Annotated in this window: 22 protein-coding genes; 11 read left to right on the forward strand and 11 right to left on the reverse strand. The window is 72.7% G+C overall.

The features are described from left to right. Window positions 1-282 precede the first annotated feature (282 nt). The 6 genes from J2X68_RS22330 to J2X68_RS22355 form a co-directional block, all read right to left on the reverse strand. Entirely contained in the window at window positions 283-1,662 is a 1,380-nt protein-coding gene (locus tag J2X68_RS22330; protein WP_310434300.1) for an 8-oxoguanine deaminase, read from the reverse strand. A gap of 206 nt (window positions 1,663-1,868) precedes the next feature. After that, on the reverse strand, window positions 1,869-2,798 hold the full coding sequence (gene pucL / locus J2X68_RS22335; RefSeq protein ID WP_310434301.1) for a factor-independent urate hydroxylase: 930 nt from the start codon (window positions 2,796-2,798) through the stop codon (window positions 1,869-1,871). A 4-nt stretch (window positions 2,799-2,802) separates the two neighbouring features. Then, a complete protein-coding gene (gene uraH / locus J2X68_RS22340) occupies window positions 2,803-3,228 on the reverse strand; it encodes a hydroxyisourate hydrolase (protein ID WP_310434302.1) in 426 nt (141 codons plus the stop codon). Window positions 3,229-3,236: 8 nt separating this feature from the next. Beyond that, complete coding sequence (gene uraD, locus J2X68_RS22345; protein ID WP_310434303.1) at window positions 3,237-3,746, reverse strand: 2-oxo-4-hydroxy-4-carboxy-5-ureidoimidazoline decarboxylase; 510 nt, start codon at window positions 3,744-3,746, stop codon at window positions 3,237-3,239. 199 nt (window positions 3,747-3,945) lie between these two features. Next, the gene (locus tag J2X68_RS22350; protein ID WP_310434304.1) at window positions 3,946-4,314 is read right to left on the reverse strand and encodes a helix-turn-helix domain-containing protein; all 369 of its coding nucleotides are present in this window, start codon (window positions 4,312-4,314) and stop codon (window positions 3,946-3,948) included. Next, complete coding sequence (locus J2X68_RS22355; RefSeq protein WP_310434305.1) at window positions 4,311-4,595, reverse strand: thiamine-binding protein; 285 nt, start codon at window positions 4,593-4,595, stop codon at window positions 4,311-4,313. Before J2X68_RS22355 ends, J2X68_RS22350 begins: the two co-directional genes overlap by 4 nt. 225 nt (window positions 4,596-4,820) lie before the next feature. On the opposite strand from J2X68_RS22355, the gene J2X68_RS22360 reads away from it, so the two are divergent. From J2X68_RS22360 to J2X68_RS22375, 4 genes are all read left to right on the forward strand, one after another. Next, window positions 4,821-5,642, forward strand: a complete 822-nt coding sequence (locus J2X68_RS22360; RefSeq protein ID WP_310434306.1) for a TIM barrel protein — start codon at window positions 4,821-4,823, stop codon at window positions 5,640-5,642. 26 nt (window positions 5,643-5,668) lie between these two features. Next, window positions 5,669-6,571 (forward strand): 2-hydroxy-3-oxopropionate reductase, encoded by a 903-nt coding sequence (locus tag J2X68_RS22365; protein WP_310434307.1) that lies wholly within the window; start codon window positions 5,669-5,671, stop codon window positions 6,569-6,571. A gap of 773 nt (window positions 6,572-7,344) precedes the next feature. Beyond that, window positions 7,345-7,608 (forward strand): hypothetical protein, encoded by a 264-nt coding sequence (locus J2X68_RS22370; RefSeq protein WP_310434308.1) that lies wholly within the window; start codon window positions 7,345-7,347, stop codon window positions 7,606-7,608. 153 nt (window positions 7,609-7,761) lie between these two features. Next, entirely contained in the window at window positions 7,762-8,469 is a 708-nt protein-coding gene (locus J2X68_RS22375) for a TIGR04222 domain-containing membrane protein (protein ID WP_310434309.1), read from the forward strand. A gap of 455 nt (window positions 8,470-8,924) precedes the next feature. Here J2X68_RS22375 and gcl read toward each other — a convergent pair whose 3' ends face one another. Beyond that, window positions 8,925-10,709, reverse strand: coding sequence for a glyoxylate carboligase (gene gcl / locus J2X68_RS22380; protein ID WP_310434310.1), 1,785 nt, complete (start codon window positions 10,707-10,709; stop codon window positions 8,925-8,927). Window positions 10,710-10,920: 211 nt separating this feature from the next. On the opposite strand from gcl, the gene J2X68_RS22385 reads away from it, so the two are divergent. Beyond that, complete coding sequence (locus J2X68_RS22385) at window positions 10,921-11,883, forward strand: hypothetical protein (RefSeq protein ID WP_310434311.1); 963 nt, start codon at window positions 10,921-10,923, stop codon at window positions 11,881-11,883. A gap of 74 nt (window positions 11,884-11,957) precedes the next feature. On the opposite strand, the gene J2X68_RS22390 is transcribed toward J2X68_RS22385, so the two are convergent. Continuing rightward, window positions 11,958-13,565, reverse strand: coding sequence for an AMP-binding protein (locus J2X68_RS22390; protein ID WP_310434312.1), 1,608 nt, complete (start codon window positions 13,563-13,565; stop codon window positions 11,958-11,960). Next, a complete protein-coding gene (locus J2X68_RS22395; RefSeq protein WP_310434313.1) occupies window positions 13,562-15,232 on the reverse strand; it encodes an AMP-binding protein in 1,671 nt (556 codons plus the stop codon). Before J2X68_RS22395 ends, J2X68_RS22390 begins: the two co-directional genes overlap by 4 nt. A 177-nt stretch (window positions 15,233-15,409) precedes the next feature. Between J2X68_RS22395 and J2X68_RS22400 the strand changes: the two genes are divergently transcribed. The 3 genes from J2X68_RS22400 to J2X68_RS22410 all read left to right on the forward strand — a co-directional run bounded on the left by J2X68_RS22400 (window position 15,410) and on the right by J2X68_RS22410 (window position 20,407). After that, window positions 15,410-16,279 carry a helix-turn-helix transcriptional regulator gene (locus J2X68_RS22400; protein ID WP_310434314.1) on the forward strand — a complete coding sequence of 290 codons (870 nt, stop codon included), beginning with the start codon at window positions 15,410-15,412 and terminating at the stop codon, window positions 16,277-16,279. Window positions 16,280-16,501: 222 nt separating this feature from the next. Beyond that, window positions 16,502-19,321 (forward strand): LuxR family transcriptional regulator, encoded by a 2,820-nt coding sequence (locus J2X68_RS22405; protein WP_310434315.1) that lies wholly within the window; start codon window positions 16,502-16,504, stop codon window positions 19,319-19,321. A 294-nt stretch (window positions 19,322-19,615) separates the two neighbouring features. Continuing rightward, entirely contained in the window at window positions 19,616-20,407 is a 792-nt protein-coding gene (locus J2X68_RS22410; protein ID WP_310434316.1) for a serine protease, read from the forward strand. Window positions 20,408-20,568: 161 nt separating this feature from the next. On the opposite strand, the gene J2X68_RS22415 is transcribed toward J2X68_RS22410, so the two are convergent. Further along, window positions 20,569-21,678, reverse strand: coding sequence for a winged helix DNA-binding domain-containing protein (locus J2X68_RS22415; RefSeq protein WP_310434317.1), 1,110 nt, complete (start codon window positions 21,676-21,678; stop codon window positions 20,569-20,571). Window positions 21,679-21,979: 301 nt separating this feature from the next. Between J2X68_RS22415 and J2X68_RS22420 the strand changes: the two genes are divergently transcribed. Further along, window positions 21,980-23,449 carry an MFS transporter gene (locus J2X68_RS22420; RefSeq protein ID WP_310434318.1) on the forward strand — a complete coding sequence of 490 codons (1,470 nt, stop codon included), beginning with the start codon at window positions 21,980-21,982 and terminating at the stop codon, window positions 23,447-23,449. Between the two features lie 89 nt (window positions 23,450-23,538). On the opposite strand, the gene J2X68_RS22425 is transcribed toward J2X68_RS22420, so the two are convergent. Beyond that, entirely contained in the window at window positions 23,539-24,366 is an 828-nt protein-coding gene (locus J2X68_RS22425; RefSeq protein WP_310434319.1) for an IclR family transcriptional regulator, read from the reverse strand. 201 nt (window positions 24,367-24,567) lie between these two features. On the opposite strand from J2X68_RS22425, the gene J2X68_RS22430 reads away from it, so the two are divergent. Further along, window positions 24,568-25,116: a quercetin 2,3-dioxygenase gene (locus tag J2X68_RS22430; RefSeq protein WP_310434320.1), complete on the forward strand. Its 549-nt coding sequence runs from the start codon at window positions 24,568-24,570 to the stop codon at window positions 25,114-25,116. A 1-nt stretch (window position 25,117) separates the two neighbouring features. Then, on the forward strand, window positions 25,118-26,080 hold the full coding sequence (locus J2X68_RS22435; protein WP_310434321.1) for an alpha/beta hydrolase: 963 nt from the start codon (window positions 25,118-25,120) through the stop codon (window positions 26,078-26,080). Window positions 26,081-26,096: the final 16 nt, after the last annotated feature.

The following is a 26,096-nucleotide window of genomic DNA, read 5'->3' on the forward strand; positions in this document are numbered from 1 at the left end:
GGGGAGTTTCTCGTCGACGGGGTGGCGGTCGACTGCATGCGGGGACACGGCGGCTCTCCTCCGGTCGGGTACACGTCGGCTCTGACGCGGGTGTCAGGGAGGTGGTGCGGCGCTGCTGGAAGTACCCGGGAACCGGGGTACCCGGGAACGGGGACGGCGGGGAACCGTTCCGGGGCACGCGCGTTCCACGCGCGCCCCGGCCACGGCTGCCGGTCGAGGGCCGTCCCCCCCGACCGGAGTTCGGTGTCCGCGGGGACCGAGTCCCTCACGGAGCGGGGGCGGTCAGCCCTGTGCGGCGATGCGCGCCAGCCGCTGCGCCTCGTCCCGCGTGGAACGGGCGATCGCGTCCTCGTCCGCGTGCAGCAGGCGTCCCCGGTCCACGATCTGACGGCCGTTCACGAAGGAGGCGGTGACGGGGGCCGCCGCGCCGAAGACCAGGGCGGTCACCGGGTCGGCGATGGACGCGTGGGCGAGGGTGTCGAGCTTCCACAGCACCAGGTCGGCCAGCTTGCCCGGCTCCAGCGAGCCGATCTGCGCGGCGCGGCCCAGGACCTGGGCGCCGCCGTAGGTGCCGAGGCGCAGCGCCTGACGGGCGTTCAGGGCGGCCTCGCGGTGGGCGCCGAGGCGGTTGATGAGCAGGGCGTTGCGCAGCTCGGTGTGGAGTTCGCCGGACTCGTTGGAGGCCGTGCCGTCGACGCCGAGGCCGACCGGGACCCCGGCCTTCAGCATGTCGGGCACCCGGGCGATGCCGGCCGCGAGCCGGGCGTTGGACGACGGGCAGTGGGCGACGCCCGTGCCCGTCCGGGCGAAGGCGTCGATGTCGGAGTCGTTCATGTGGACGCAGTGCGCCATCCACACGTCCCCGCCGAGCCAGCCGGTGGACTCGAAGTAGTCGGTCGGGCCCATGCCGAACAGCTCGTGGCAGAACTTCTCCTCCTCGACCGTCTCCGAGCCGTGGGTGTGCAGACGCACACCGAGGCGGCGGGCCAGGTCGGCTCCCTGCCGCATCAGTTCGGTGGAGACGGAGAAGGGCGAGCAGGGGGCGACGGCGACCTGGGTCATCGCGTCGAAGGAGGCGTCGTGGTGCCGGCGGACGGTCTCCTCGGTGGCGGCGAGGGCGCCCTCCAGGGTCTCGACGGCGAAGTCCGGGGGCAGGCCGCCGTCCTTCTCGCTGCGGTCCATGGAGCCGCGGGCGAGGGTGAAACGGACGCCCATGTCGCGGGCGGCGCCGATGATCGCGCCGGACAGGTCGCCGGAGCCCCGCGGGAAGACGTAGTGGTGGTCCATGGCGGTGGTGACGCCGCCGCGGGCCATCATCGCCAGGGAGCCCTGGGCGGCCGCGCGGACCATCTGCTCGTCGATGCGCGCCCAGGTGGGGTAGAGGGCGACGAGCCAGTCGAAGAGGTTGTGGTCGGTGGCCAGGCCCCGGGTGATCCACTGGTAGAAGTGGTGGTGGGTGTTGACCAGGCCCGGGGTGACCAGGTGCCCGGTGGCGTCGATGCGGCGTTCGACGTTCTCCAGGCCGTCCGGGGCCCGGCCCGCGCCGAGCGACTCGATCCGGTTGCCGGCGAGAACGACGTGGCCGTCCGCGTACTCGGTGTCCTGAGCGTCGACGGTCGCGATCGAGCAGTTCTCGATGACGGTGCGCCGGTCTGCTGCCATGGTGTCGTCCTTTTCACTCAGTGGACTCTGGTGGAGAGGGCACGGCAGGACCCTGGGAGTTTGAGTGCCGTGGCCGGGAGGCGCGGGCTCGCCGGCCACGGGTGCCGAAAAGGGTTCTGATCAGAGGGGGCCGACCGGGGGTTCCGGCCGGCCGGACCCGCCGAAGGGGCCGGCGGGAACGGCGGTGCGGGGTTCGCGGGGGCGGTTCAGAGGTTGGTGAGGTCCACCGGGATCCTCGCCTCGCGGCCGTCCCGCAGCACGGTGGCCTCGATCAGGCCGTAGGGACGGTCGGCGGCGTAGTAGACGGCTCCGTCGGCGGTGTCGTTCTTCAGTCCGAACGGCTTCAGGTCCACCAGGAAGTGGTGCTTGTTGGGGAGCGAGAAACGGACCTCGTCGATCTCGTCGCGGTGGTCGATGATCCGGGCGCCCATGGCGTACAGGGTCTGCTGGAGGGACAGGGAGTACGTCTCCGCGAAGGCCAGCAGCATGTGCTTCTTGACCTGGGCGTACGACTCCTCCCAGTCCGGCGCCTGCTGGGCGTCGTCGGACCAGTGGAAGCGCCAGCGGCTGGACACGTCGGTCGCCAGGATGCGGTCGTGGGCCTCGGGCAGGGTCGTGTACTCGTCCTTGACGTAGCCCCAGAACTCGGAGTTCGTCGAGTTCATGACGGTGAGGTCCTTGAGCCCGGAGACGACCTCCCAGGAGGAGCCGTCGTAGGTGATCTGGGCGAGGCGGGTCTCCTGGCCCTGGCGGACGAAGGAGTGTTCGTCCTCGCCCGGCGTCACGATCCGCTCCCAGGTGTACTCCTCGATGCGGATCCGCGCGGTCCTGATCGGTTCCTGCGAGGTCACGAAGTGGCGGGCGAGGTGGATGCCGAACTGCTCGGCGGACTCTATGCCGTACTCCTTGGCGAACGCGTACACCGTGTTCTTGGTGGTGTCGGTCGGCAGGACGTTGGCGTTCGAGCCGGAGTAGTGGACCTCGTCCATGTCGCCGCTCAGCGCCACGGACACGTTGAGGTCCTTGATGTGGTGGGTGGTGCCGTCCCGCGTGATCTTGACGACTCGGTTCTCGGCCTTGCCGTACTGGTTCTGTCCCAGGAACACGGGCCGGGCCGGGTGGGATGGGGCGGTCATCTAGCTAGCTCCCTCGGTAAACGGAGTAGCCGAACGGGTTGAGCAGCAGCGGTACGTGGTAGTGCTCGCCCGGCACGACGGCGAAGGTGATCGCCACCTCCGGGAAGAACACTGCTGGGGCACCGCTGTCCCGATTCGCGGGGGCGTCCTGCTGCGCATCGGCTTGCTTCTTCTCGGATCGCTCGAAATACGCCTCCACGGCGAAGTCGAGCCGTACGTGGGTGGTCCCCTCCGGCAGCGCCGGCAGGTCCTTGCAGCGGCCGTCCGCGTCGGTCACGGAACCGCCGAGAGCCTGCCAGTCTCCCCCGTGCTCCTGCCGGGCGTCCCGGCCGGAGCGGGCGGAGAGCCGGACGGCGACTCCCGCGGCGGGCCGGCCGACGGAGGTGTCCAGGATGTGGGTGGACACCGATGCGGTGCCGCTGGTGCTCATGGGGTCTGTCAGTCCTCTTCGACGAGTCGGGCGAGGCGGATGCGGTTGATCTTGCCCAGTTCGGCGCGGACGATCTCGCGTTCCTCCTCCGGCGCGTTGCCGATCCGCTCCTTGACCGCGTCGCGCATCTGCTCGCCGGTGCGGCCGGTGGCGCAGATCAGGAAGACATGGCCGAACCGCTCCTGGTAGGCCAGGTTCAGTGCGAGCATCTCGGCCCTGAGGTCCTCGGAGGCGCCGGCCATGCCGCGCTGTTCGCGGGCCGAGGCCGGGTCGCCGGGCTTCGGACGGCCGATCGGCGGGTGCCCGGCCATCGCCTCCGCCAGGTCCGCGGCGGTCAGGTCGGCCATGGCCGCGTCGCTCGCTGCGTACAGGCCGGCGACGGTGGCGTAGGGGCGGGCCGCGAGCAGTCGGGCGGCCCACGCCGTGGAGGCGCACGCCTCGTGGAGGGCGGCACGGGCCGCGGACTCCTCGAGTTCGTTGAACCGGGCCAGGCCCGGGGGCGGGGAAGTCGACGTCACGGGAGCCTCCGTGGCCGCGGGACGGCCTTCGTGCTTGAGCGGGCTGCGGCCAGCTAACGCCTGTCCGCGACACCACGTCAACACTTTGTTGAAAATTCCGGGTAACGAAACCCGGCCGCCACCCGCCGGCCCGACGGACGCCCACCCGCCGGCCCGGCGAACGCCTCCGGGCGGCCCCTCGGCCCCCCAGGGAGACCGCTCAGGCCTCCTTCTCCCGGTTGAGATAGTTGTAGACCGTGAAGCGGCTCACCCCGAGCGCGCTCGCCACGGTCTCCACGCCGTGCCGTACGGAGAAGGCGCCGCGCGCCTCGAGTATCCGCACGACCTCCTGCTTGGCCTTGCGGTCCAGGTCGGCCAGCGGTCTGCCCTTCCTGCGCTCCATGGCGGCGAGGATGTGGTCGAGGGAGTCGGCGAGCTGGGGCAGGCGCACGGCGACGGCGTCGGCCCCGTCCCAGGCCAGCACGACGTCGTCGACGCCGGCCTCGTCCGGCGGGATCATCTCCCCGCCCATCGCGTCGACCAGCGGTTTCACGGCCGCGATGAAGGCCTCGTCACCGGAGGTGCTCACACGCCCTCCCCGACGACGTCGCCGTCCGCGTCCCGGTCCGCGTCCCCGAGGACGTTGACCTGGAGCGAGATACGCGTGGCGCCGGCGCCGAGGGACTTGCGCAGCAGGGCGTCCACGGCGGCGAGCACCGCGTCGGCGGCGCCCTCCACGGTGTTGCCGAACGGCCCGACGTCCACCGTGTCCAGGTCGGCCGCCTCGATCACCTCGCGGGCGACCAGCGCGTGCTCGGGCGCCTCGTCGAGGTCGAAGGGCTCGGTGGTGAACTCCACTTTCAGTCGCATCGCGCCCCACACCTCTCTGAACCGGACCGGACCTTCGGCGCCCGGACCCCGACCTTAACGGACCGGGCGGACGATCACCCGGGAGCCGGGATTCCGCCCCGACGGGGCCTCGGCGCCTCCGCCTCCCCTTGACAAGCCGACCACCCCGACGGCAATCTTCCAATAAGCAGAAAACAACTTCCGCAATACGGAAACACTCGACACGGAAGGGAGCGCGGAACCCCCATGGGATTCGACGACCAGCGCTTCAACGTCAACCTGTCGATCCTCTTCACGGAACTCCCGCTCCTGGAGCGCCCCGCGGCCGCCGCCGCGGCCGGCTTCACCGCGGTCGAGCTGTGGTGGCCCTGGATCGACTCCCCCACCCCCGAGCCGTCCGAGCTCGACGCCCTGAAGAAGGCGATCGAGGACGCGGGCGTACAGCTCACGGGCCTCAACTTCTACGCCGGACAGCTCCCGGGCCCCGACCGCGGCGCCCTGTCGCTGCCGGGCGAGGAGTCGGAGCGGTTCCGCGCCAACATCGACGTGGCCGCCGGCTTCGCGCAGTCCCTGGGCTGCGGCGCCCTCAACGCGCTGTACGGCAACCGCGTCGACGGCGTGGACCCGGCCGAGCAGGACGCCCTCGCGCTGGAGAACCTGGTCCTCGCGGCCCGGGCCGCGCACCGGATCGGCGCGATCCTGCTCGTCGAGGCGCTGAACCGGCCCGAGTCGCCCCGCTATCCGCTGGTCAGCGCGCCCGCCGCGATCGGGATCGTCGACAAGGTCAACGACGCGACGGGGCTCGGCAACGCGAAGTTCCTGATGGACCTCTACCACCTGTCCATGAACGGCGAGGACCTGCCGTCGGTGATCGAGCGGTACGCCTCGCGGACCGGCCATGTGCAGATCGCCGACAACCCGGGCCGCGGCGCGCCGGGCACCGGCTCACTCCCCCTCGAGGACCTCCTCGACCGGCTGCGCAAGGCCGGATACGACGGCTGGGTCGGCCTCGAGTACAAGCCGGGCGACCGTCCGAGCGCCGAGGCCTTCGACTGGCTGCCCCGCTGATCCCCCGTACCCGAGAGGCATCCCCGATGAGCAACGCAGTTCCCGCACTTCCCAAGATCGCCTGGATCGGCCTCGGCATCATGGGCTCGCCCATGTCCGAGAACCTTCTCAAGGCCGGCTACGACGTCACCGGCTTCACCCTGGAACAGGACAAGCTGGACCGGCTGGCCGCGGCAGGCGGCAGCGCCGCGGCGTCCCTCGCCGAGGCCGTGCGCGACGCCGACGTCGTGATCACCATGGTGCCCGCCTCGCCGCAGGTCGAGGCCATCGCCTACGGCCCCGACGGCATCCTGGAGAACGCGCGGTCCGGGGCGCTCCTGATCGACATGTCCTCGATCACCCCGCAGACCTCGATCGACCTGGCCAGGGCGGCGAAGGACAAGGGCATCCGGGTGCTCGACGCCCCCGTCTCCGGAGGCGAGGCCGGCGCCGTCGAGGCCGTGCTGTCCATCATGGTGGGCGGCGAGCAGGCCGACTTCGACGAGGCGGAGCCCCTCTTCGAGGCGCTCGGCAGGACCATCGTGCTGTGCGGTCCGCACGGCTCGGGCCAGACCGTGAAGGCCGCCAACCAGCTGATCGTGGCCGTGAACATCCAGGCGTGCGCCGAGGCCGTGGTCTTCCTGGAGAAGTCGGGCGTGGACCTGAAGGCGGCGCTGGACGTCCTGGGCGGCGGCCTCGCCGGGTCGACCGTGCTGGCCCGCAAGAAGGACAACTTCCTCAGCCGCGACTTCAAGCCGGGCTTCCGGATCGACCTGCACCACAAGGACATGGGCATCGTCACGGACGCCGCCCGCAACGTCGGCGCGGCCCTGCCCGTCGGCGCGGTGGTCGCCCAACTGGTCGCGAGCCTGCGCGCGCAGGGCGACGGCGGACTGGACCACTCGGCCCTGCTGCGGGCCGTCGAGCGCCTGTCGGGCGCGCGCCTCTGAGACTTCCGGACGGCGCCGTCGCTGACATCTGTCCTGTCGCGCCCAGGCGACGACGCCGTCCGGAAACCGCTTCCGGAAGCTGTTTCCGGCAACCCGATCCGGAAGCCCTTTCCCGACAGCCCGGCCCGGAGAACGTTTCCGGTAACCGGTTCCGGAAGCCGTTTCCGACAACCCGGCCCGGAGAGCACTTCCGGTAACCGGTTCCGGAAGCCGTTCCGGCAACTCTGTGCGGAACGTGTTTCCGGTGACCTGCTCCGGAAGCTGTTTCCGGCAACCCGATCCGGAAAGCGCTTCCGGCAACCCGATCCGGAAAGCGTTTCCGGCAACCTGATGCCGCCCGGTTCTCACTGCACCGGCGGCGACGGAAAAACAAGCTCGCGCACGGGTTCTGACGATCGGTCATGACTTCGTGCGCGCGGCCCGCGACCGTACCGCGCGACCCGGATGAGGGGTGGTCGCCGAACGCGGACGCGGGCAGGGCGAGGACCGCGGCGGCGTGCGAGCCAGTGCGGTGGTGAAGGAACGGGGCCCGCTTCTCGACCTGAGGGAAGCCCGCTCCCGGCTCCGTCGCAACCCGCCGCGGTCCCTGCCCCCACCACCCACAGCACCCCTCCCCAAGGACTCCGTCCGGCGGCGCGAACGTCCTGTCGCGCCCAGCCTCGCGCCGTCGGACGGCCACCCGTGCCGCAGCGCTCCCCCGTCAGCAGGATCGACGAGGGAGCGCTGCGCGTTGCCCGCTGGACAAGGACGCCGGTCCGGATATGAATACGAATATGAATAATTCGCCGCAATATCCGCACATCGTGGTCCACCCTCCGGCGCTGGACGGATCCCGGCGGGTCACCTTGGGTGACACCGTTCTCGGGGTCGCCTCCCACCTCGACGACGTCGTCGAGATCCTCCGCCTGGCCGACCTGGACCGGATCGAGGTGGAGGAGAGCGACCTCATCGAGTGGCAGGGCGGTGGCCCCGACGACTGGCCGGGACTGTCGGAGGAGCACGGCCGGCAGCCCGGAGAGTCATACGAGGGGAAGTAGAGGAGGAGCACGAGGAGGGGACCGTGCCCGCCAACCTCAAATCAACCTCTGAACTCCGTTCAAGGGGCTTCAACCGCCCCCGGGCGAGGGCACATTGTGGTCACGCGGGGCCCGCCGACACGGGGGCGGCGGGCCTCGTCCGGGGGTGACGACATGAGCGGTGGCACGTCGGTCCGGCTGGACCCTTACGAGGTCGCGTTGCTGCGGGGCGGCCCGCGGGCGGCGGTCACGGTGGCCGCGCTCGCGCTCCACCTCGGGGGCAGGGTCGACGCGGGCCGACCGGGCAGGATCCGGGCCACGGGGGTCGCGGGGGCGGCCGGGGTCACGGAAGTCGCGGGGGCGGCGGGGGTCGCGGGGGCGGCGGGGGTCGCGGGGGCGGCGCCGGACGAGGACGCCGGAAGCCATGGGCTCCCACGCGACACCCCGCCCGCCCTCGACGCCCTGCCCGCGGCGATCCACTCGGTAGTGCAACGCCCGTCGAGCGTCGCGGAGTTGGAGGTCCGGCCGGAGGTGCGGGAGACGCTGTCCGGGCTGCGGACCGGTCTGGTTGCGGCCGGGATGCTGCGCTCCCTTCCACCAAGGCGGACCCTCGCCGCCCGACGCGCTCTGCGCGCCCTGCGGGACGGCCGCCCGCTGCCGGTCGGCAGGAAGGGACTGTCGACGGACGAGATCCTGATGGCGGTCGCCCTGTACGGCGAGCCCGCCCTGAGTGCGCCGGCGGCGCGCTTCGCCCTGCGGGCCGGTCTGATCGCCCGGGCCGAGGTCGCGGACCAGGGCTTCCACCGGCGCTCACCACGGGGCGGCGGCACGGGCGGGGCGATGTACAGCTGCGGCGGCGGAGACGGCGGCGGCTCGGACTGAGCCTCCGGAAACGGGCTCAGAAAGCGCCTACCGGACGTCCGCACGGCAACGCTTCCGGAAACTCGTACGGAAAACGCATGCGGGAAACGCGGGCGGGCGGGCTTCCGGAAACGCATACGGAAACACGCGGGGAAGCACCTGGGGACACCACGCGAAGGGGCGGTCCACCCATGGGTGGACCGCCCCTTCGCGACGACGAGCCCCGGCGTCGGGCTTGCGGCTCGACCGTCCGGCCACACACCTCCGGCATCAGCCGTTCGAGAGCAGCCCCTCGACATCAGCCCCTGCGTCAGCCCTCCTGTGCCAGACGTTCGGCTCAGCGGTACGACATCAGCCCTTCGGCGTCGGACCTCAGCGTCAGGCGTTCGACATCAGCCCTTCGGCGTCGGACCTTCAGCGTCAGGCGTTCGGCGTCAGGCGTTCGGCATCAGCCCTTCGGCGTCAGGCGTTCGGCGTCAGACCTTCAGTGTCCTGATCGATGTCGGCGCGTGCCCCGGCTCGGTGGCGAGCTCCTCGAACTCCACGACGTTGCCGATGTCGTTGGTGCCGCTCATCGAGATGTTGGTGACGCGCTCCAGGATCGCCTCCACGACGACCGGCACCTGGAACTCGGCGGCCAGCTTCTTGGCCTGCTCGAAGGCGGCTCCCAGCTCGGCGGGGTCCGTCACCCGGATCGCCTTGCACCCGAGGCCCTCGGCGACCTTGACGTGATCGACGCCGTACACGCCCAGTTCGGGCGAGTTGATGTTCTCGAACTCCAGCTTGACCTGGAAGTCGATGTCGAACGCCCGCTGCGCCTGCCGGATCAGCCCCAGGTAGGAGTTGTTGACGAGGACGTGCACGTAAGGGATCTTGTGCTGCGCGCCGACCGCCAGTTCCTCGATCATGAACTGGAAGTCGTAGTCCCCGGAGAGGGCGACGACCTGCGCCTCCGGGTCGGCCTTCGCCACGCCCAGTGCCGCCGGGATCGTCCAGCCGAGGGGCCCCGCCTGGCCGCAGTTGATCCAGTGGCGGGGACGGTAGACGTGCAGCATCTGGGCGCCGGCGATCTGCGAGAGACCGATGGTGGTGACGTACCGGGTCTCCGGGCCGAAGGCCTTGTTCATCTCCTCGTAGACGCGCTGCGGCTTGATGGGGATGTCGTCGAAGTGCGTACGGCGCTGGAGGGTCGCCTTCTTCTCCTGCGCGGCGGCGGCCCATGCGGAACGGTCGGGAAGCGTGCCCGCCGACCTCGACTCCCGCGCCGCCTCGACGAAGAGCTCCAGGGCCGCCTTCGCGTCCGAGGCGATCCCGTAGTCCGGAGCGAAGATCTTGCCGATCTGGGTGGGCTCGACGTCGACGTGGACGAAGGTGCGGCCGGCCGTGTAGACGTCGACCCGGCCGGTGTGACGGTTGGCCCACCGGTTGCCGATGCCGAGGACGAAGTCGGACTCCAGGAACGTCGCGTTGCCGTAGCGGTGCGAGGTCTGGAGACCGACCATGCCGGCGTTCAGCTCGTGGTCGTCGGGGATCGCACCCCAGCCCATCAGCGTCGGGATGACCGGCGTGCCCGTCAACTCGGCGAATTCCAGCAGGAGTTCCGTGGCGTCGGCCGTGATGACACCACCGCCCGCGACGATCAGCGGACGCCCGGACGCGTTCAGCATCGAGAGGGCCTTGGCGATCTGCGCACGGGTCGCGGCCGGCTTGTAGACGGGCAGCGGCTCGTACGTGTCCACGTCGAACTCGATCTCCGTCTGCTGCACGTCGACCGGGAGATCGATCAGGACCGGGCCCGGCCTGCCGGAGCGCATGAGGTGGAAGGCCTGCTGGAAGACGCCGGGCACCTGGGCCGCCTCCAGGACGGTGACCGCCATCTTGGTCACCGGTTTGGCGATGGAGGCGATGTCGACGGCCTGGAAGTCCTCCTTGTGGATCACCGCCGTCGGCGCCTGGCCCGTGATGCACAGGATCGGGATCGAGTCACCGACGGCGGAGTACAGCCCGGTGATCATGTCGGTGCCCGCCGGGCCCGAAGTGCCCACGCAGACGCCGATGTTGCCCGGGCGGGTACGGGTGTAGCCCTCGGCCATGTGCGAGGCGCCCTCGACATGACGGGCGAGGGTGTGGCGGATGCCGCCGGAGGTCTCGAGCGCCGCGTAGAAGGGGTTGATCGCCGCGCCGGGCACACCGAACGCGTCGGTGACGCCCTCGCGCTTGAGGATCTCGACTGCCGCGCGGGCAGCGGTCATACGGGCCATGGGCTCCTCCTGCTTCGACTGCTTCAGCTGCTTCAGCTGTCGGATTCGCTCTCCCGTCGCGCCCCGCGGTGAGCCCTTCCATCGGTGTACAGCGTTCCGCGCACTTCCGTAATGCGGAAAATACTTTCTACTATCTGGAAGCAATGTAAGCGGGCCCGCGAAGGTCGTCAAGAGACGGACAAGCGGGGGCCGGAGGAGGACGATGGGGGCCATGTCCGAGAGCGTGCCGGTGCGCTGCCCGGCCTGTCGGCGCGAGCGCCTCTACACCGCACCCTGCTACCCGTGCGCGTGCGGTGCTCCCGTCACGCCCGTGCTCGACCGGCGGACGGCGGCCACGGCCGTCGTGCACCGGGCGTGGGACGACGAGTGGGTCGCCCTGCGATGCCCCGCCTGCCACCGCCGGCATCAGTGGCCCCACCCCGAACTGGGTTGCCCCTGCGGAGCGGTGCTACGGATCCCGGTGACGGACCCGGCCCCCGTGGCGGACCCGGCCCCCGAGGCAGAGGCGGGGCCGGAGGCAGCACCCGGGCCGGGGACGGGGCCCGAGCCGAGGTCGTGGCCCGGGCCGGGATCCGAGGCAGAGCCGGGGCCGCAGTACGAGGGGGACGCCGATCCGGGGCCGGAACCGGAGCCGAGGTCCGAGCCGGAACCCGGAGCAACCCCACCGACACCCGCCTCGGCACCGGCGCCACACCCCCCGGCACCGGCGCCTGGGCGCACAAGCGCGCCCGGCCCCGCGCCCTCGCCGGGACACACCCCCACACCCCCGACGGCGCCCGCGCCCGCCCCGCCGCGCCGTGTCTTTCGTCCCGTCGCGATCCGTACCGCCCGCGACGCGGTCACCACCGCCGCGCTCTACTTGAACTGGCTGGGGCACGGGGACATCCGCCGGGCCGATCAGCGGCCCACCTCCGGCATCGGACTCGCCGCCCGCGGGCTCGTGGCCCAGGTCGATCCCGGCGTGCGTCCGGCCTCGCCGCGGGACGTGGAGTGTCTGTGGCTGACGGCCATGACGGAGTCCGCGGACTGCGTCTACTTCTCCCTGGCCGGATACGCCGACGAGGCCCGCGCCCGCGCCGACCAACTGCGCGTGCCGCTCTTCGTCCTGGACCTGACGGGCGTCCCGCAGCCGGTCAACGCGACGGCCGACGCCCTCGACGCCCAGGGCGCCTGAGGCGACGGCCGACGCCCCCGGAGTGCTGCGGAAGATCCGCCACCGGGCGTGTTCCCGGAGTTGCGGAAACTCCGCTACCCGGTGTGTTCCGCACGCAGCTCGATCTTGCGCACCTTCCCCGAGACGGTCATCGGGAAGGCCTCCATGATCCGCAGCCTGCTCGGGATCTTGTAGTGCGCCAGCCGTCCCTCGCAGTAGGCGCGCAGTTCCTCCAGCGACAGCGGGTCCGCCGCGTCGGCCGGGATCACACAGGCGAGGACCTCCTCGCCGTACTTCTCGTGCGGGACGCCGACGACCTGGACGTCCCGGATCCCCGGGTGGCCGTGGAGGAACTCCTCGATCTCGCGCGGGTAGATGTTCTCCCCGCCCCGGATGATCATGTCCTTGATCCGGCCGACAATCTCGACGTAACCGTCTTCACGCATCACCGCCAGGTCCCCGGTGTGCATCCAGCGTCCCGCGTCGATCGACTCGGCGGTCTTCCCGGGCTCGTTCCAGTAACCGAGCATCACGCTGTAGCCGCGGGTGCACAGCTCGCCCGCGACGCCACGCGGCCGGGTCACGCCGTCCACCGGGTCCACGACCTTCACCTCGATGTGCGGCAGGACCCTGCCCACGGTGCCCGTGCGGTGTTCCAGATCGTCCTCGCGGCGGGTCTGGGTGGAGACGGGCGAGGTCTCGGTCATGCCGTAACAGATCGACACCTCGGCCATGTTCATCTCGGCGACCACCCGTTTCATCACCTCGACCGGGCACGGCGAGCCCGCCATGATGCCGGTGCGCAGGGAGGAGAGGTCGTAGGCCGCGAAGTCGGGCAGGCCCAACTCCGCGATGAACATGGTCGGCACGCCGTACAGGGAGGTGCACCGCTCCTGCTGCACCGCCTCCAGCGTGGCCCTCGGGTCGAAGGACGGCGCCGGGACGACGATGCAGGCGCCGTGCGAGGTGGCCGCCAGATTTCCCATCACCATGCCGAAGCAGTGGTAGAAGGGCACCGGGATGCAGATGCGGTCCTGCTCGCTGTAGGCGATCGACTCGCCCACGAAGTAACCGTTGTTGAGAATGTTGTGGTGGGAGAGGGTGGCTCCCTTGGGGAAGCCCGTGGTGCCCGAGGTGTACTGGATGTTGATCGGGTCGTCGCAGGACAACGCGTCTACGCGGGCGCGGAAGGCCTCGTGGAGGTCGGGCGTGCCGCGCCGCAGCAGGGCGTCCCAGCTCGGATCGCCGAAGTAGACCGTTTCCCGCAAGTCCGGGCAGCTGCGGCGCGCCTCCTCGGCCATCGCGCGGTAGTCGCTCGTGCGATGGCCGAGCGAGGCGAACAGCACGGAGATCCCGGCCTGCCGGAGCACGTACTCGACCTCGTGCGTGCGGTACGCCGGGTTGATGTTCACCATGATCGCGCCGATGCGGGCGGTGGCGTACTGGACGAACACCCACTCGGCGCAGTTCACCGCCCAGATGCCCACCCGGTCTCCCTTGGCGACCCCGCTCGCGAGCAGCGCGTACGCCAGCCGGTCGACGTCCTCGACGAACCGGCGGTAGGTCCAGCGCCGCCCGGACGGCACGTCGACCAGCGCCTCGCGGTCCGGCCAGCGCGCCGCCGTCCGGTCCAGGTCGGCGCCGATGGTGTCCCCGAGCAGCGCGGTCGTGCTCGTCCCGTGCGCGTACGACGCCCCGCTCACCGGAAGTCCTCCTCGCGGTACTCGTCCGGCGAGCCCGCCTCGGTGGCCTGCCGCAGCTCGATCCGGCGGATCTTGCCGCTCACCGTCTTGGGCAGCGGGGCGAACTCCAGGCGGCGGACGCGCTTGTAGGGGGCGAGGACCTCGCGGGAGTGCTCGAACAGCACCTTGGCGGTGTCGGGGCCCGGCTCCCAGCCCTCGGCGAGCACGACATAGGCCTTCGGCACGGCCAGGCGCAGCTCGTCCGGGGCGGGCACCACGGCCGCCTCGGCGACCGCCTCGTGCTCCAGCAGCGCGCTCTCCAGCTCGAAGGGGCTGATCTTGTAGTCGGAGGCCTTGAAGACGTCGTCGGCCCGGCCGACGTAGGTGAGGTAACCGTTCTCGTCGCGGCTGCCGATGTCGCCGGTGCGGTAGTAGCCGCCGGCCATCGCCTCCGCCGTACGGTCGGCGTCGCCGTGGTAGCCGGTCATCAGGCCGACCGGCCGGGCCGCCAGGTCCAGCGCGATCTCGCCCTCCACCGCGCCCGGCGCGCCCGACACCGGGTCGAGGAGCTCCACCCGGTAGCCGGGGCTGGGCCGGCCCATCGAGCCGGTCTTCAGCTCCTGGCCGGGGCTGTTGGCGATCTGCACGGCCGTCTCGGTCTGCCCGAAGCCGTCCCGGACGGTCACCCCCCAGGCGCGCCGCACCTGTTCGACCACCTCGGGGTTGAGGGGTTCGCCCGCGGCCACCGCCTCGCGGGGCGGGGTGCGCAGCTGGGTGAGGTCGGCCTGGATGAGCATGCGCCAGACGGTGGGCGGGGCGCAGAACGTCGTGACCCCCGCCCGGTCCATCTCGGTCATCAGCCGGGCCGGGTCGAAGCGGGTGTAGTTGTGGATGAAAACGGTTGCTTCGGCGTTCCACGGGGCGAAGAGGTTGGACCAGGCGTGCTTGGCCCAGCCGGGCGAGGAGATGTTGAGGTGCACGTCGCCGGGCCTGAGCCCGATCCAGTACATCGTCGACAGATGCCCGATCGGGTACGAGGTGTGGGTGTGCTCCACCAGCTTGGGGCGGGCGGTGGTGCCGGAGGTGAAGTAGAGCATCAGCGGGTCGTCGGCGAGGGTGGGGCCGTCGGGCGTGAAGCCCGCCGGGGCGGTGCAGGCGTCCTCGAACCGCTGCCAGCCCTCGGGGGCGCCGCCGACCGCGATGCGCCGGTAGTCGCCGGGCACCCCGTCGAACTTCGCGGTGTCCTCGGTGCGGACGACGACGTGCCGGATGCGGCCGCGGTCCACGCGGTCGGCGAGGTCGCCGGGGCCGAGCAGCGGAGTGGCCGGGACGACGACGGCGCGCAGTTTCATCGCGGCGAGCGCGGTCTCCCACAGTTCGGCCTGGTTGCCGAGCATGACGAGGATGCGGTCCTCGGCGGCGACGCCGCGCTCGCGCAGCCAGTTGGCGACCCGGTCGGAGCGCTCCGACAGTTCGGCGAAACCGAGACGTGTTTCGGAACCGTCTTCCTCCACGATGTGCAGGGCGGTGCGGCCGTTGCCTTCGGCGATCACGTCGAACCAGTCGAGGGCCCAGTTGAAGCGCTCCGGGCGGGGCCACTCGAAACGCTCGTAAGCGGTGGTGTAGTCCTCGCGGTGTTCCAGCAGGAAGTCGCGGGCTCTGCGGAAACGCTCCGTCGCCGTCGTCATCAGTCCTCCTTGCTTGCTCGGTCGGGCACCTCCGGGGCCCTGTCGGACCCTGCGGCTCACTCCCGTGGTGCCGGACCATTGCCGGGCGGCTCTCTGCCATCGTGTAATCCGTGATGCAGGTCTCACTACCCCCGGACGGGGGTGTGCGGCACCAAGCCGCGCGGAAAGGGCGAGAACGTGGCGGCAGACGCGGCCGGAACGATGGAGATTCGCGGTGCGCTGGCACGGCTGCGGCGGGCGACGGGGCTGCCGGTCGCCTTCGGCGGGCTGGTGGAGCCGGGGCGGCAGCGGATGCGGATCAGCGAGTTCAGCGGCGCGGCCGGTCTCGCGCTGCGCGGACTGGCGGTGACCTCGGGCAACGGTCTCGGCGGCAAGGCGGTGGCGCTGGCCCGCCCGTGCGCGGTGACGGACTACTCCCTCTCCCGGCAGATCAGTCACGAGTACGACGCGGCCGTCGCCGAGGAGGGCCTGCGCTCGGTGCTGGCGATCCCGGTGGTCGTGCGGCGCCGGGTGCGCGGGGTGCTGTACGGCGCCCTGCGCTCGGCCCAGCCGCTGGGCGACCGCACGCTGACCGCGGCCGTGCAGGCGGCGCGGGACGTGGAGCAGGCGCTGGTGGTCGGGGAAGAGGCGCGGGACCTGCTGACGGTGGCCCGGCCGCCGGCCGCCGCGGGCGCGGGGCCCGGCCCGGACGCCGGTCCGGGGCCGGGGCCGGGGGCCGGCCGGGAGCAGGTGCGGGAGGCGCACGCGGCGCTGCGCGCCCTGGCCCCGCGGATCGCCGATCCCGCGCTGCGCGCCGAACTCCTGGAGGTCTGCGGGCTGCTGGCCTGCGGGCCGGCGGAGCGGGGGCGGCCGGTCGCCCTGGCCCCGCGTGAGCTGGACGTGCTGGCGTGGGTGGCCGCGGGGGCGACGAACGCGGCGGCCGCCGAGCGGCTGGGGCTGCGCCCGGAGACGGTCAAGGGCTATCTGAGGTCGGCGATGCGCAGGCTGGGCGCGCGCACCCGGGGAGAGGCGGTGGTCGCGGCCCGGAGGGCGGGGCTGCTGCCGTGAACGCGGGGCGCGCAACACGCCCGTAGCGCGGGCGGTGCAGGATGCCGGGGAGGGCGATCACATCGAGCCGGGGAGGCCCCTCACGACAAGTGACCATTCATTCATCGTCTCCGTGAATTTCCCTATGCGTCACGTTGTTATATGCCTCACCACCCGGCGCCTCCGAATTTCAAAGGGACGTTGCCTAGAATTTGCCCCGGACACGACACTCGGAGGGGAGCGGTGACCGTGCGACGGGACTTCAAGGAGCCTGCCAGATGCCGCCCCGACCTGGTCATCGGCAGGGACGAGCTCTTCACGGCCGCCCGTGACCAGCTGACGCGCGGCGGCAGTGTGCTGCTGCACGGCCCGGCCGGAATAGGAAAGTCGACCGTGCTGCGGGCATTGGCCGCGGATTACGGCGAGGCGGCCCGCACCGTGCTGCGCTGCTCGGCGACCGAGTCCGAATCGCACCTCCCCTTCCTCGCTCTGGCCGACCTCTTCGGCCTCGTGCTGGACGAGATCTCGGACAAGCTGCCCGTCGCCCAGCGCACGGCCCTGGAGTCGGCGCTCACCGGCCGGGGCGAATCGACTCTGCAACGCGACGGCCTCGCCCTGCGGCTGGCCGTGCTGTCGGCCCTGCGCGCCCTGGCCGCCGCCGGTCCCGTCCTGCTCGTCGCCGACGACCTCCAGTGGCTGGACTCGGCCAGCGCCGAACTCCTCGGCTTCGCCGCCCGCCGCCTCGGCGACACCCCGGTCCAGCTGCTCTGCGCGGTGCGGACGGAAGACCAGGAGTACGACCGTCATCTACGCGCGTCCCCGCCCGACACCCTCGCCGTCCGGCTCAACCCCCTCTCCCGTGCCCAGGTCTCCGCGCTGCTCGACCACCGCGGCTACACCGACCTGCCCCGCTCGACGATGCGGGAGATCCACCGCACCAGCGGCGGCAACCCGCTCTTCGCCCTGGAACTGGGCCGCGCCCTCGGCGAGAGCCCGACGCCGCCCCGGCCCGGCGAGCCGCTGCCGGTGCCGACCTCGCTGCGCGCCCTGGTCCTCAGCCGCCTCGACATGCTGTCCGACGAAGCCCGCCGCACCCTGCTCGTGGCCAGCGCCGGCGCCCGCCCCACGCTGGCGCTGCTGCACGCGGCCGGCCGCGAGAACGCCGAGGCCGAGACGGCGCAGGCGGCGGCCCTCGGACTGCTGGCGACGGAGCCCGAGGGGCCGGCCGTACGGTTCGCGCATCCGCTGATCTCGGCCGCGCTGTACGCGGAGGCGCCCGCCCAGGAGCGCCGGGCCGCGCACGCGGCGCTGTCCACCGCCGCCTCCGATCCGATCGAGCGGGCCCGCAACCTCGCGCTGGCCACCACCGGCACCGACCCGGAGGTCGCCGCCCGGCTCGCCGAGGCCGCCGCGCTCGCCCGCGACCGGGGCGCCCCGTCGGTCGCCGCCTCCCTCGGCCTGCTCGCCGCCCGGCACACCCCGCCGGACGGCGGCGCCGCGCCGGACGACCGGCGGCTCCAGGCCGCCGAGGACGCGATCACCGCCGGCGAGGTGGACCTCGCCCGGGACATCGCGCGCGAGGTGCTGACCCGGGCGACCGTGCCCGCCGAGCGGATCCGGGCCTGGGAGGTGGTGATCGAGGCCGCCGGGCAGTCCCTGGGCGAGGTCGACGCCGTCTTCCCGCAGGCCCTCGCCGACGCCGGTGACGACCCGCGGCTGCTCGCCCTGGTCCACTACCGGCTGGCCTGGCGCAAGCTGATCGTGGAGGGCGACTTCGCCGAGGCCCGCGAGGAGGCCGCGCACACGGCCGATCTGGCGGCCCGCGGGCACGACCGGCGCACCGAGCTCATGGCGCTCTCCTTCCAAGCCTCGACCGAGACCCTGATGGGCCATCCGAACGCCCCCGCGACCATCAAGCGGGCCCTGCGCGAACCCCAGGACCCCTACGTGGCGTGCCATCACAACGGCGTCGGGGCGGCCCGGTTCCGCTGGCTGCTGATGAGCGATCAGCTGCCCGAGGCCCGGGCCACCATCACCGCCCTGCTGCGCGAGGTGCGCCGGCGCGGCATGGTCGAGAGCGAGGTGCACTTCCAGCGCTTCCTCGCCGAGACCGAACTGCGCTCCGGGCACTGCGGGCGCGCCCTCGACCTGGCCCGCGAGAGCCTGCGGCTGGCCCGGGACTCCGGCATCGGCCTGGGCGCCTCCGCGATGCTGGCCTCCCTCGCCGAGGCCTCCGGCGGTGACGTCGACCGGGCGCTGGCCCTGGCCCGGGAGGCGGCGGGGAAGGCCGGGGAGGACGGCGACCAGATGTACGTCTCGCGGGCGCTGGCCGCGCTGGGACACGCCCAGTTGGTGGCCGGGGACGCGGCGGGCGCGGTCGGCTCGCTGCGCCGGGTGCGGGAGCTGGAGCAGGGTCTGGGCATCACCGACCCCGCCCGGGGCCGCTGGCAGGGCGACCTCGCCGAGGCGCTGGTCCGGGTCGGCGAGCCGGGCGAGGCACAGGACGTCATCGACGTGACGCGCGCGCATGCGCTCCGGCTGGGCCGCGAGAGTGTGCTGGCCGTGCTGGACCGGGCGGAGGCGATGGTGCGGGCGGCCCGCGGCGACCACGAGGCGGCGCTGTCGCGGCTGACGTCCGTTCAGGACCGGCTCGCCGAGCTGGGCTACGGCCTGGAGGAGGCGCGGGCGGCGTTCGCGCTGGCCGTACTGCGCACGGGACAGCCGGGGCCGACGTCGTACGACGAGGCGGCGCGGCTGTTCCGGCGGTGCCGGGCGCTGCCCTGGCTGCGTCAGGTGGACGCGGCGGTCGCGGCGGCCACGCCCGGGACGGCCGCCGTGCCCCGGCAGAGCGCTCCCGCGGCCGACGCGCTGGAGGGGCTCGCCTCGATGGAGCGTCAGGTGGCCGCGCTCGTCATGGAGGGGGCGACCAACCGGGAGATCGCCGCGCGTCTGTTCATCAGCGTCAAGACGGTCGAGGCGACCCTGACCCGGGTCTACCGCAAGCTGGGGATCCGTTCGCGGGTGGACATCGTCCGACTGGCGGCGGGGCGTCACGCGAAGTGAGGAATCCGCGGGTTAACTGCCCCTGAAGGGCTCCCCGCCCTGAGCGGGTGCTGTGCCCCGCGCGGCGGTCCCGGCGGGCGTCCCCTCGGCCGCGACTGCGGCTCGCCGGAGCCGACCGAGGGTTTTCCCTGCCCCAACTCCCCTAGGGGGTTCCCTCATTGGGGGGAACGGGCACCGGGTCCTAGCGTGAGGGACGTGCCGCTCGCCCGGGCATACGGGGGTCGGTCCCGCGACCCCCGTGCACCCCCCACACCCGCGCGACCCCCCACCGGCAATCCCCCACCGAGGAGATCCATGTTCGGGCTCAACCGGTTCAAGAAGACCGCCGCCGTCCTCGCGGCGACCGCCGCGGCGACGGCGACCGCACTGCTCAGCGCCCCCACCGCTGTCGCAGCGCCCCAGCCGATCGTCGGCGGCACGACGACCACGACCACGACGTACCCGTTCATGATGCAGATCACGGACGCCTCGCAGAACCAGTTCTGCGGCGGCACCCTCGTCTCGGCGACCAAGGTGGTCACGGCGGCCCACTGCATGGTCGGCGAGACCACGAGCAGTGTGCGCGTCGTCGGCGGGCGCACCTACCTCAGCGGGACCAACGGCACGGTCAGCCGGGTCAGCAAGATCTGGATCAACCCGAGCTACACGGACGCCACCGACGGGGACGACGTGGCCGTCCTGACCCTGTCGACGTCGATGCCGTACACCACGGCGTCCTACGTCTCCTCGTCGCAGACCGGTGTGTACGCGGCCGGCACCACCGCCCGCATCATCGGCTGGGGCACCACCTCGGAGAACGGCAGCTCCTCCAACCAGCTGCGGACCGCGACCGTCCCGATCGTGTCCGACTCCAGCTGCCAGAGCTCCTACGGTTCCGACTTCGTCGCGACCGACATGGTTTGCGCCGGATACACCTCCGGCGGCGTAGACACCTGCCAGGGCGACAGCGGCGGTCCCCTGCTCATCGGGGGCGTCCTGGCAGGGATCACTTCTTGGGGCGAGGGCTGCGCGGAGGCGGGCTACCCGGGTGTGTACACCCGGCTGACCACCTTCTCCAGCCTGGTGACGGCACAGGTCAACTCGTAGCCGGTCACCGCGTGGAAGTCACCGAGAACTCCTGAGCACCCCTCAGGGAAAGACCAGGGGGCGCTGCGAGCCTCCACGAGCGGCCCGCAGCGCCCCCTGTCCAAGCCCTCACCGGCCTCCGGCGGGGGCTTCCCGTCGTCCGCCGGGCAAAGCGCCCCCCCTCACGGCCGTACGACGGTCCCGAAGCGGATGTCACCGGGCCGCCCCGGGTGCATGACGGCCAGCATCCGCTCGCCCTCGGCGGTCACCTCCCGCCGCTGGGCCGCGGTGAGGGCGCCGAAGGGCTCGACGACCAGGGTGTCCTCCTCCCGCTTCCACAGGCCCGCCAGGAAGCCGTCGACGAGGAGGGTGCAGTACGCCTGGTTGCCCTGCCAGGAGCGGCCCCCGTACTCGGCCGGGACGACCCGGGTGCGGTCGGCGTGGGAGAGGAGGAGGTTGTCGAACTCCGGGAGGAAGCGGGGCGGCGCCGGGATGCGCGGGTCGGGGCGCGGCGCGTCGGGGAGGTCGAAGAGTTCGGCGCCCCGCTCGTCGCGGAAGGCGAGCAGGCGCGGGCGCAGGCGTTCGAAGGCGTCGCGCAGCCGGGTCAGGCCGGCCCAGGTCTGCATGTCCTTGACGGAGGCCGGGCCGAAGGCGGCCAGATAGCGCAGGACCACCGAGTCCGCCGTCGGGGCGGGCCGCGCGGGACGGCCCAGCCAGTGTTCGGCGGTGGTGAGCGCGACCTGCCCGCTCCTGCCCCACAGTCCGCGCGGGGTGACCTGGACGAGGGGCAGCCGGCAGCGGGCGGCGACGGCGAGGGACTGCGGGTCGGCGTCCGGCCACCGGGCGGAGAGCGCCTCGCGCAGCTGCTTCATGGTGCGCGGCTCGGTCTCGACGAGGTCGCGGGCGAGGGCGGCGAGCCGGTCCAGGTCGACTCCGGCGAGGCCCTTGCGGAAGGAGGTCAGCTCGCGGTCGCGCGCGGGCTGGACGAACGGCCGCAGGGACAGGCAGTCGTCGGCGGTGTGGGTGTGGAGGGTGGACCGCATGCTGACGATACGGACCGCGTCCCGGCCGTCCATCAGCGTCGACAGTTCCTCCGGGACGAACCCGTCGAGACGCGCGGCCAGCGCGTAGTACGGCGGCTTGACGTTCTGCGCCTGGAGCCCCAGCAGATGCTCCACGGCGGCCCCGGCGGACAGCGACGACCGCCGCAGCAGCAACTGCCGTTCCAGGGTGGCGCGGTTGAGGGCACGAGCGCCGAGCACGGGGGCCGCCGGGTACGTCGTCTTCGTCATGAGCGCAACGTAGCGGGGGTTGCGGACACCTTCGGTCCGCAACGCGGTCGCGGGGCGGGCGGAGGGCGGGCGGAGGGCGGGCGGGGGTGTCCCGCCCGCGCCGTGGGGCGGGCCCGCCCGGAGGTCGATCGCGTTGCGGACACGTTTCGGCCGTGTGCCATTCAATGGAAATCCGCCTGGTGGCCGGGGCGGCGGACCCTCATTCTTGCCGCACGCCTCGCGGGGGGCCCGGTCGCCAAGGGTCGGATGTGCCGCTCCCGGGCGTCCCGCCCCCACCCCGGCTCGCGAAAGGAGCGGCTGCGTGACATCGACGTCTCCCGGCCCCTCGCTCACGGCACCGCCCACCCGGACCGCCGACCACTGGAACCGTCGTCTGGTGGCCCTCCTCGTCGCGCTGATCTGGCCGACGCAGCTGCTGGCCGTCGCCGGCATCGTCACGGCCAACACGACGGCCGACATCGCGCAGCGCTTCCACACCACCCAGGTCGCCTGGTTCTCGCTGATCGTCACCATGGTCTCGACCCTGCTCATCCCGTTCGTCATCAAGGCCGGTGACCGGTACGGACGACGGCGGATCATGCTCGCCATGATCGGTCTCGGGGTCGTCGGCGACATCGTCGCGGCCACGGCGGGCAGCTTCTGGCTGCTGCTGGTCGGCCGGGGCATCGCCGCCTGCTACGCCCCGTTCGCCGCGCTGTCCTTCCCCGCCGTGCGCGACCTGTTCCCCGCCCGTACGGTGAAGCAGGCCAGCGCGATCCTCGGCGGCAGCATGGGTCTCGTCGGGGTCGTGGGGCCGTTGCTCGCCGGATGGCTGATCGACGCCGGGGGGTACCGGGCCGCGCTGTGGTTCATCGCCGGCGCGACCGCGGTGGCGTTCGTGCTGGTGGCGCTGCTGGTGCCGGAGACCCCGCGGCACGACTTCCAGAACGGCTTCGACTGGCCGGGCGGGATCCTGCTCGGCGGGGGTCTGTCGGCCGTGGTCTACGCGGTCGGCCAGGGCGGGAGCCGGGGCTGGACGAGCGGCGCGACCCTGGGCTGGACGGCCGGCGGACTGGTGGCGCTCGTCGCCTTCGTGCTCGTCCAGCGGAGCAGCGCCCATCCGATCCTCGATCTGCGGGTGCTCGGGCGGCGGCCGGTCGCGCTGACCGTGAGCGCCGCGGCGGTGGGCCAGGCCACCGCGCTGGCGATGGCCTCCATGGGCATCCTGCTGGCCCTCTACCCCAGGATCCCCGGGGTCTCCGACGGGCTGGGCTGGACCAGCACGCACAACGCGCGGGTCGGTCTGACCTGGAACCTGGTCATGCTCGGCACCGGATTCCTCGCCGGCCGTCTGCTGCGCAAGGCCGACGCCCGCCTGCTGTGGGGCATCGGGCTGGGGCTGGGCGCGGCCGGATACGGGCTGATGGGCCTCTTCCACGCCGACGCCACCGAGCTCGTCCTGACGGCGTGTCTGGCCCACCTCGGCACCGGCCTGATCGTCTCCATCGCCCCAGTGCTGGTCCTGGGCGTGGTCTCGGTGGAGGAGCAGGGGCAGGGCAGCGGCCTGATGCAGATGCTCTTCAACTTCTTCGGCACGGTCGTCCCGGCCGTGTGCTTCGCCGTCCTCGCCGCGCACAGCACGGTGCTGAAGGGCACCGCCTTCTACCTGGACGCGGGCTACACCTGGGTGTTCTGGACCGGAGCGCTGATCCTGCTGGCGGCGCTGGCGATGTCCCTGTTCATCCCGGCGCTGCGGGATCCCGAGGAGAGCGATCCGGCGCCCGCCGCCTGACCCCGCGCACCGCGACGTCCTCCCCCCCCCCCCGCCGGGCCCCCGGGCGGGGGGATCGGCGTGTGCCCGGCCGAAACCCGCCCGGCGCTTCAGTGCCGTCGGCGCGGGCCGCCCGGCGCGGGCGGGGCCGTGACCGCGCCGAGGCTGCGGGACAGGGCCCGGGCCGTGGCGCGCAGGGCCGGGGCGAGCACGCGGGGCTCCGCGTGGCCGGCCGGCACGACGACCGACAGCGCCGCGACGACCTCGCCGTCCGCCCCGCGCACAGGCGCCGCGACGGCGTGCAGCGGGACGGGCTCCGCGCGGTTGACGACGGCCACCCCGGTGCCGCGGATCTCGGCGAGGGAACGCCGCAGCGCGGCGGAGGACAGCGGGACGCCCTCCGGCTCGTGCGTCAGGGCCTGGCCGAGGATCTCGTCCTGGACGTCGGGTTCGGCGTGCGCCAGCAGCACCAGGCCGACGCCCGTGGAGTGCAGCGGCAGCCGGCCGCCCACCCGGTACAGGACGTCGATGGCGGTGTGGGCCGACAGCCGTTCGACGAGCAGCGCGTCCGTGCCGTCCCGCACGGCCAGCAGGACGTGCTGGTGGGTCGCCTCGTACAGATCCTCCATGTACGGCAGCGCCACCCTGCGCAGCCCGTGCGCGCGCGGCGCCAGCGACGCCACCTCCCACAGCCGCAGGCCCACGACGTAGCGGCCCTCGGCGTCGCGCTCCAGAGCGCCCCAGTGCACGAGCCGCCGGGCCAGGCGTAGCGTCGTACTCGGCGGTGTGTCCGTGACGCGGCTGAGCTCGGCGAGCGACAGCGAGCGGCGGTCCTCGGAGAAGGCCGTGAGCAGCGCGAACGCGCGGTCGATCACCGGCTCGCCCTGCGGCGGCCGTCGTCCCCGGGCGGCACGGGGCGTGCCCGCGTGGTTCGTCACCCTCGCAGTGTGACCCACCGCGCGACCGCAGGACACATGTCGTCCATGTTTCGATCGCATGCCATTCAATGGAATTCCGCCTGGTGGGGCGGTGGCGTGGGACGCCATTCTTACCGCACCCGTTTCCACGGCGGCCGTCCCCGCGGCACCGCGGCGGGTTGCCCGCCTCGGGCAGAGCCGACCAATTTCCGAGGAGACCCCATGACTGCGGAGTTCGCCCAGAGCGGCGGTGCGAAGCGCCTCGCCCTGCCGGGGAAGCCGGTGCCCTTCTTCCTGGAGGCCGGGGAGGGGGAGCGGTCCCACCTGTTCGACGCCCTGATCACCGTTCTGCTCAGCAAGGACGAGACCGGCGGCCAGTTCGGCCTGTTCACCTACGCGGCTCCCAAGGGCGACGCGATCCCCACCCACAGCCACGCCGACGTGCACGAGACCTTCTATCTGCTGTCCGGCCGCGCCCGGGTGTGGATCCAGGACGGCGAAGGGGAGACGTACGAGAAGCTCCTGAAGCCCGGCGACTTCGGCTACGTGCCCGCCGGCTGCCTGCACACCTTCCGGGTCGAGGCGGACGACACGAGGATCATGGGCGCCTCCAGCGGCGGCTTCGAGCGGTTCTTCGGGGAGGCCGGCACCCGCACGGACTCGCCCGGGCTGCCGAACCCGCCCTACGTCCCCTCCCACGAGCAGCTGGCCCGCGTCGCCCGTGAGCACCGGCAGGAGTTCCGGTTCGACCTCCGTCCGCTGGACGGCTGACATGACCGCGAACGCCTCCCCCCTTCCGGCGGAACAGGCCGCGCCCGCGCCCGCCCCCGCCGCCCTGCCGGCCGAACAGAGCACGCCCGCGGGCACCCGTGTGCTGCGCGGCGTCGAGTACGGCGTGCCGACCGGGTTCCGGCCGCTGCTGCTCGACCTGTACCGCCCGGCGCCCGACCCGGAGCACCCGGCCCCGGTGGTGGTGTTCCTGCACGGCGGCGGCTGGCGGATCGGACGGCGGGAGCAGTTCGGACCGGCCTTCGCCGGATGGCCGGTCGGACCGTTCGACCGTCTCGTCCGGGCGGGCTTCGCGGTCGCCTCCCTCGACTACCGGCTCAGCGGCGAGGCCGTCTTCCCGGCCCAGCTGCACGACGGCAAGGCCGCGCTGCGCTGGCTGCGCGCGCACGCCGACGAGCTGGGGCTCGACGCCGGACGGGTCGTGCTGTGGGGCGAGTCGGCGGGCGGCCATCTCGCGGCCCTGCTGGGGCTGACCGACGGCAGGCCCGAGTGGGAGGGCGAGGTCGGGGAGCCCGGTCCCGGCGTGACCGTCGCCGGGGTCGTGGACTGGTACGGGCCCGCGGACCTGCGCACCATGCAGGGCCAGTCCCGGCCCGACGCGGTGAGCTCCCCGGACGCCGCCGACTCCCGGGAGGCGCAGCTCATCGGCGCACCCGTGCCGCAGGCGCCGGAACGCGCCGCCGCGGCCAGCCCGGTGAGCCACGTGTCCGCCGCCGCCCCGCCCTTCCTGCTCGCCCACGGCACCGCCGACCGGTTCGTCCCCAGCGGGCAGAGCGAACAGCTCGCCGCGGCCCTGCGCGCCCACGGCTGCCGGGTGAGCCTGCGCCTGGTCGACGGCGCGGATCACCTCTGGGCCGGACTGCCCGATCCGGAGACCGTGTTCGCCGAGGCCCTGGAGTTCGCCTCCCGGGTCTGCGGCCTCCCCGGGCCTCCCGCCACGGCCTGACCCCTCCGAACGTTTG

Source organism: Streptomyces sp. 3330 (assembly GCF_031456635.1).
Lineage (GTDB): Bacteria > Actinomycetota > Actinomycetes > Streptomycetales > Streptomycetaceae > Streptomyces.

Bases quoted from the DNA above. Each gene is read 5' to 3' on its own strand.
- J2X68_RS22375 (WP_310434309.1), top strand. From the start codon at position 7,762: ATGAGCGGTGGCACGTCGGTCCGGCTGGACCCTTACGAGGTCGCGTTG.
- J2X68_RS22385 (WP_310434311.1), top strand. From the start codon at position 10,921: ATGTCCGAGAGCGTGCCGGTGCGCTGCCCGGCCTGTCGGCGCGAGCGC.
- J2X68_RS22395 (WP_310434313.1), bottom strand. From the start codon at position 15,232: ATGACGACGGCGACGGAGCGTTTCCGCAGAGCCCGCGACTTCCTGCTG.
- J2X68_RS22355 (WP_310434305.1), bottom strand. From the start codon at position 4,595: ATGCGACTGAAAGTGGAGTTCACCACCGAGCCCTTCGACCTCGACGAG.
- J2X68_RS22360 (WP_310434306.1), top strand. From the start codon at position 4,821: ATGGGATTCGACGACCAGCGCTTCAACGTCAACCTGTCGATCCTCTTC.
- J2X68_RS22430 (WP_310434320.1), top strand. From the start codon at position 24,568: ATGACTGCGGAGTTCGCCCAGAGCGGCGGTGCGAAGCGCCTCGCCCTG.
- uraH (WP_310434302.1), bottom strand. From the start codon at position 3,228: ATGAGCACCAGCGGCACCGCATCGGTGTCCACCCACATCCTGGACACC.
- J2X68_RS22410 (WP_310434316.1), top strand. From the start codon at position 19,616: ATGTTCGGGCTCAACCGGTTCAAGAAGACCGCCGCCGTCCTCGCGGCG.
- J2X68_RS22370 (WP_310434308.1), top strand. From the start codon at position 7,345: ATGAATAATTCGCCGCAATATCCGCACATCGTGGTCCACCCTCCGGCG.
- pucL (WP_310434301.1), bottom strand. From the start codon at position 2,798: ATGACCGCCCCATCCCACCCGGCCCGGCCCGTGTTCCTGGGACAGAAC.
- J2X68_RS22365 (WP_310434307.1), top strand. From the start codon at position 5,669: ATGAGCAACGCAGTTCCCGCACTTCCCAAGATCGCCTGGATCGGCCTC.
- J2X68_RS22330 (WP_310434300.1), bottom strand. From the start codon at position 1,662: ATGGCAGCAGACCGGCGCACCGTCATCGAGAACTGCTCGATCGCGACC.
- J2X68_RS22415 (WP_310434317.1), bottom strand. From the start codon at position 21,678: ATGACGAAGACGACGTACCCGGCGGCCCCCGTGCTCGGCGCTCGTGCC.
- gcl (WP_310434310.1), bottom strand. From the start codon at position 10,709: ATGGCCCGTATGACCGCTGCCCGCGCGGCAGTCGAGATCCTCAAGCGC.
- J2X68_RS22435 (WP_310434321.1), top strand. From the start codon at position 25,118: ATGACCGCGAACGCCTCCCCCCTTCCGGCGGAACAGGCCGCGCCCGCG.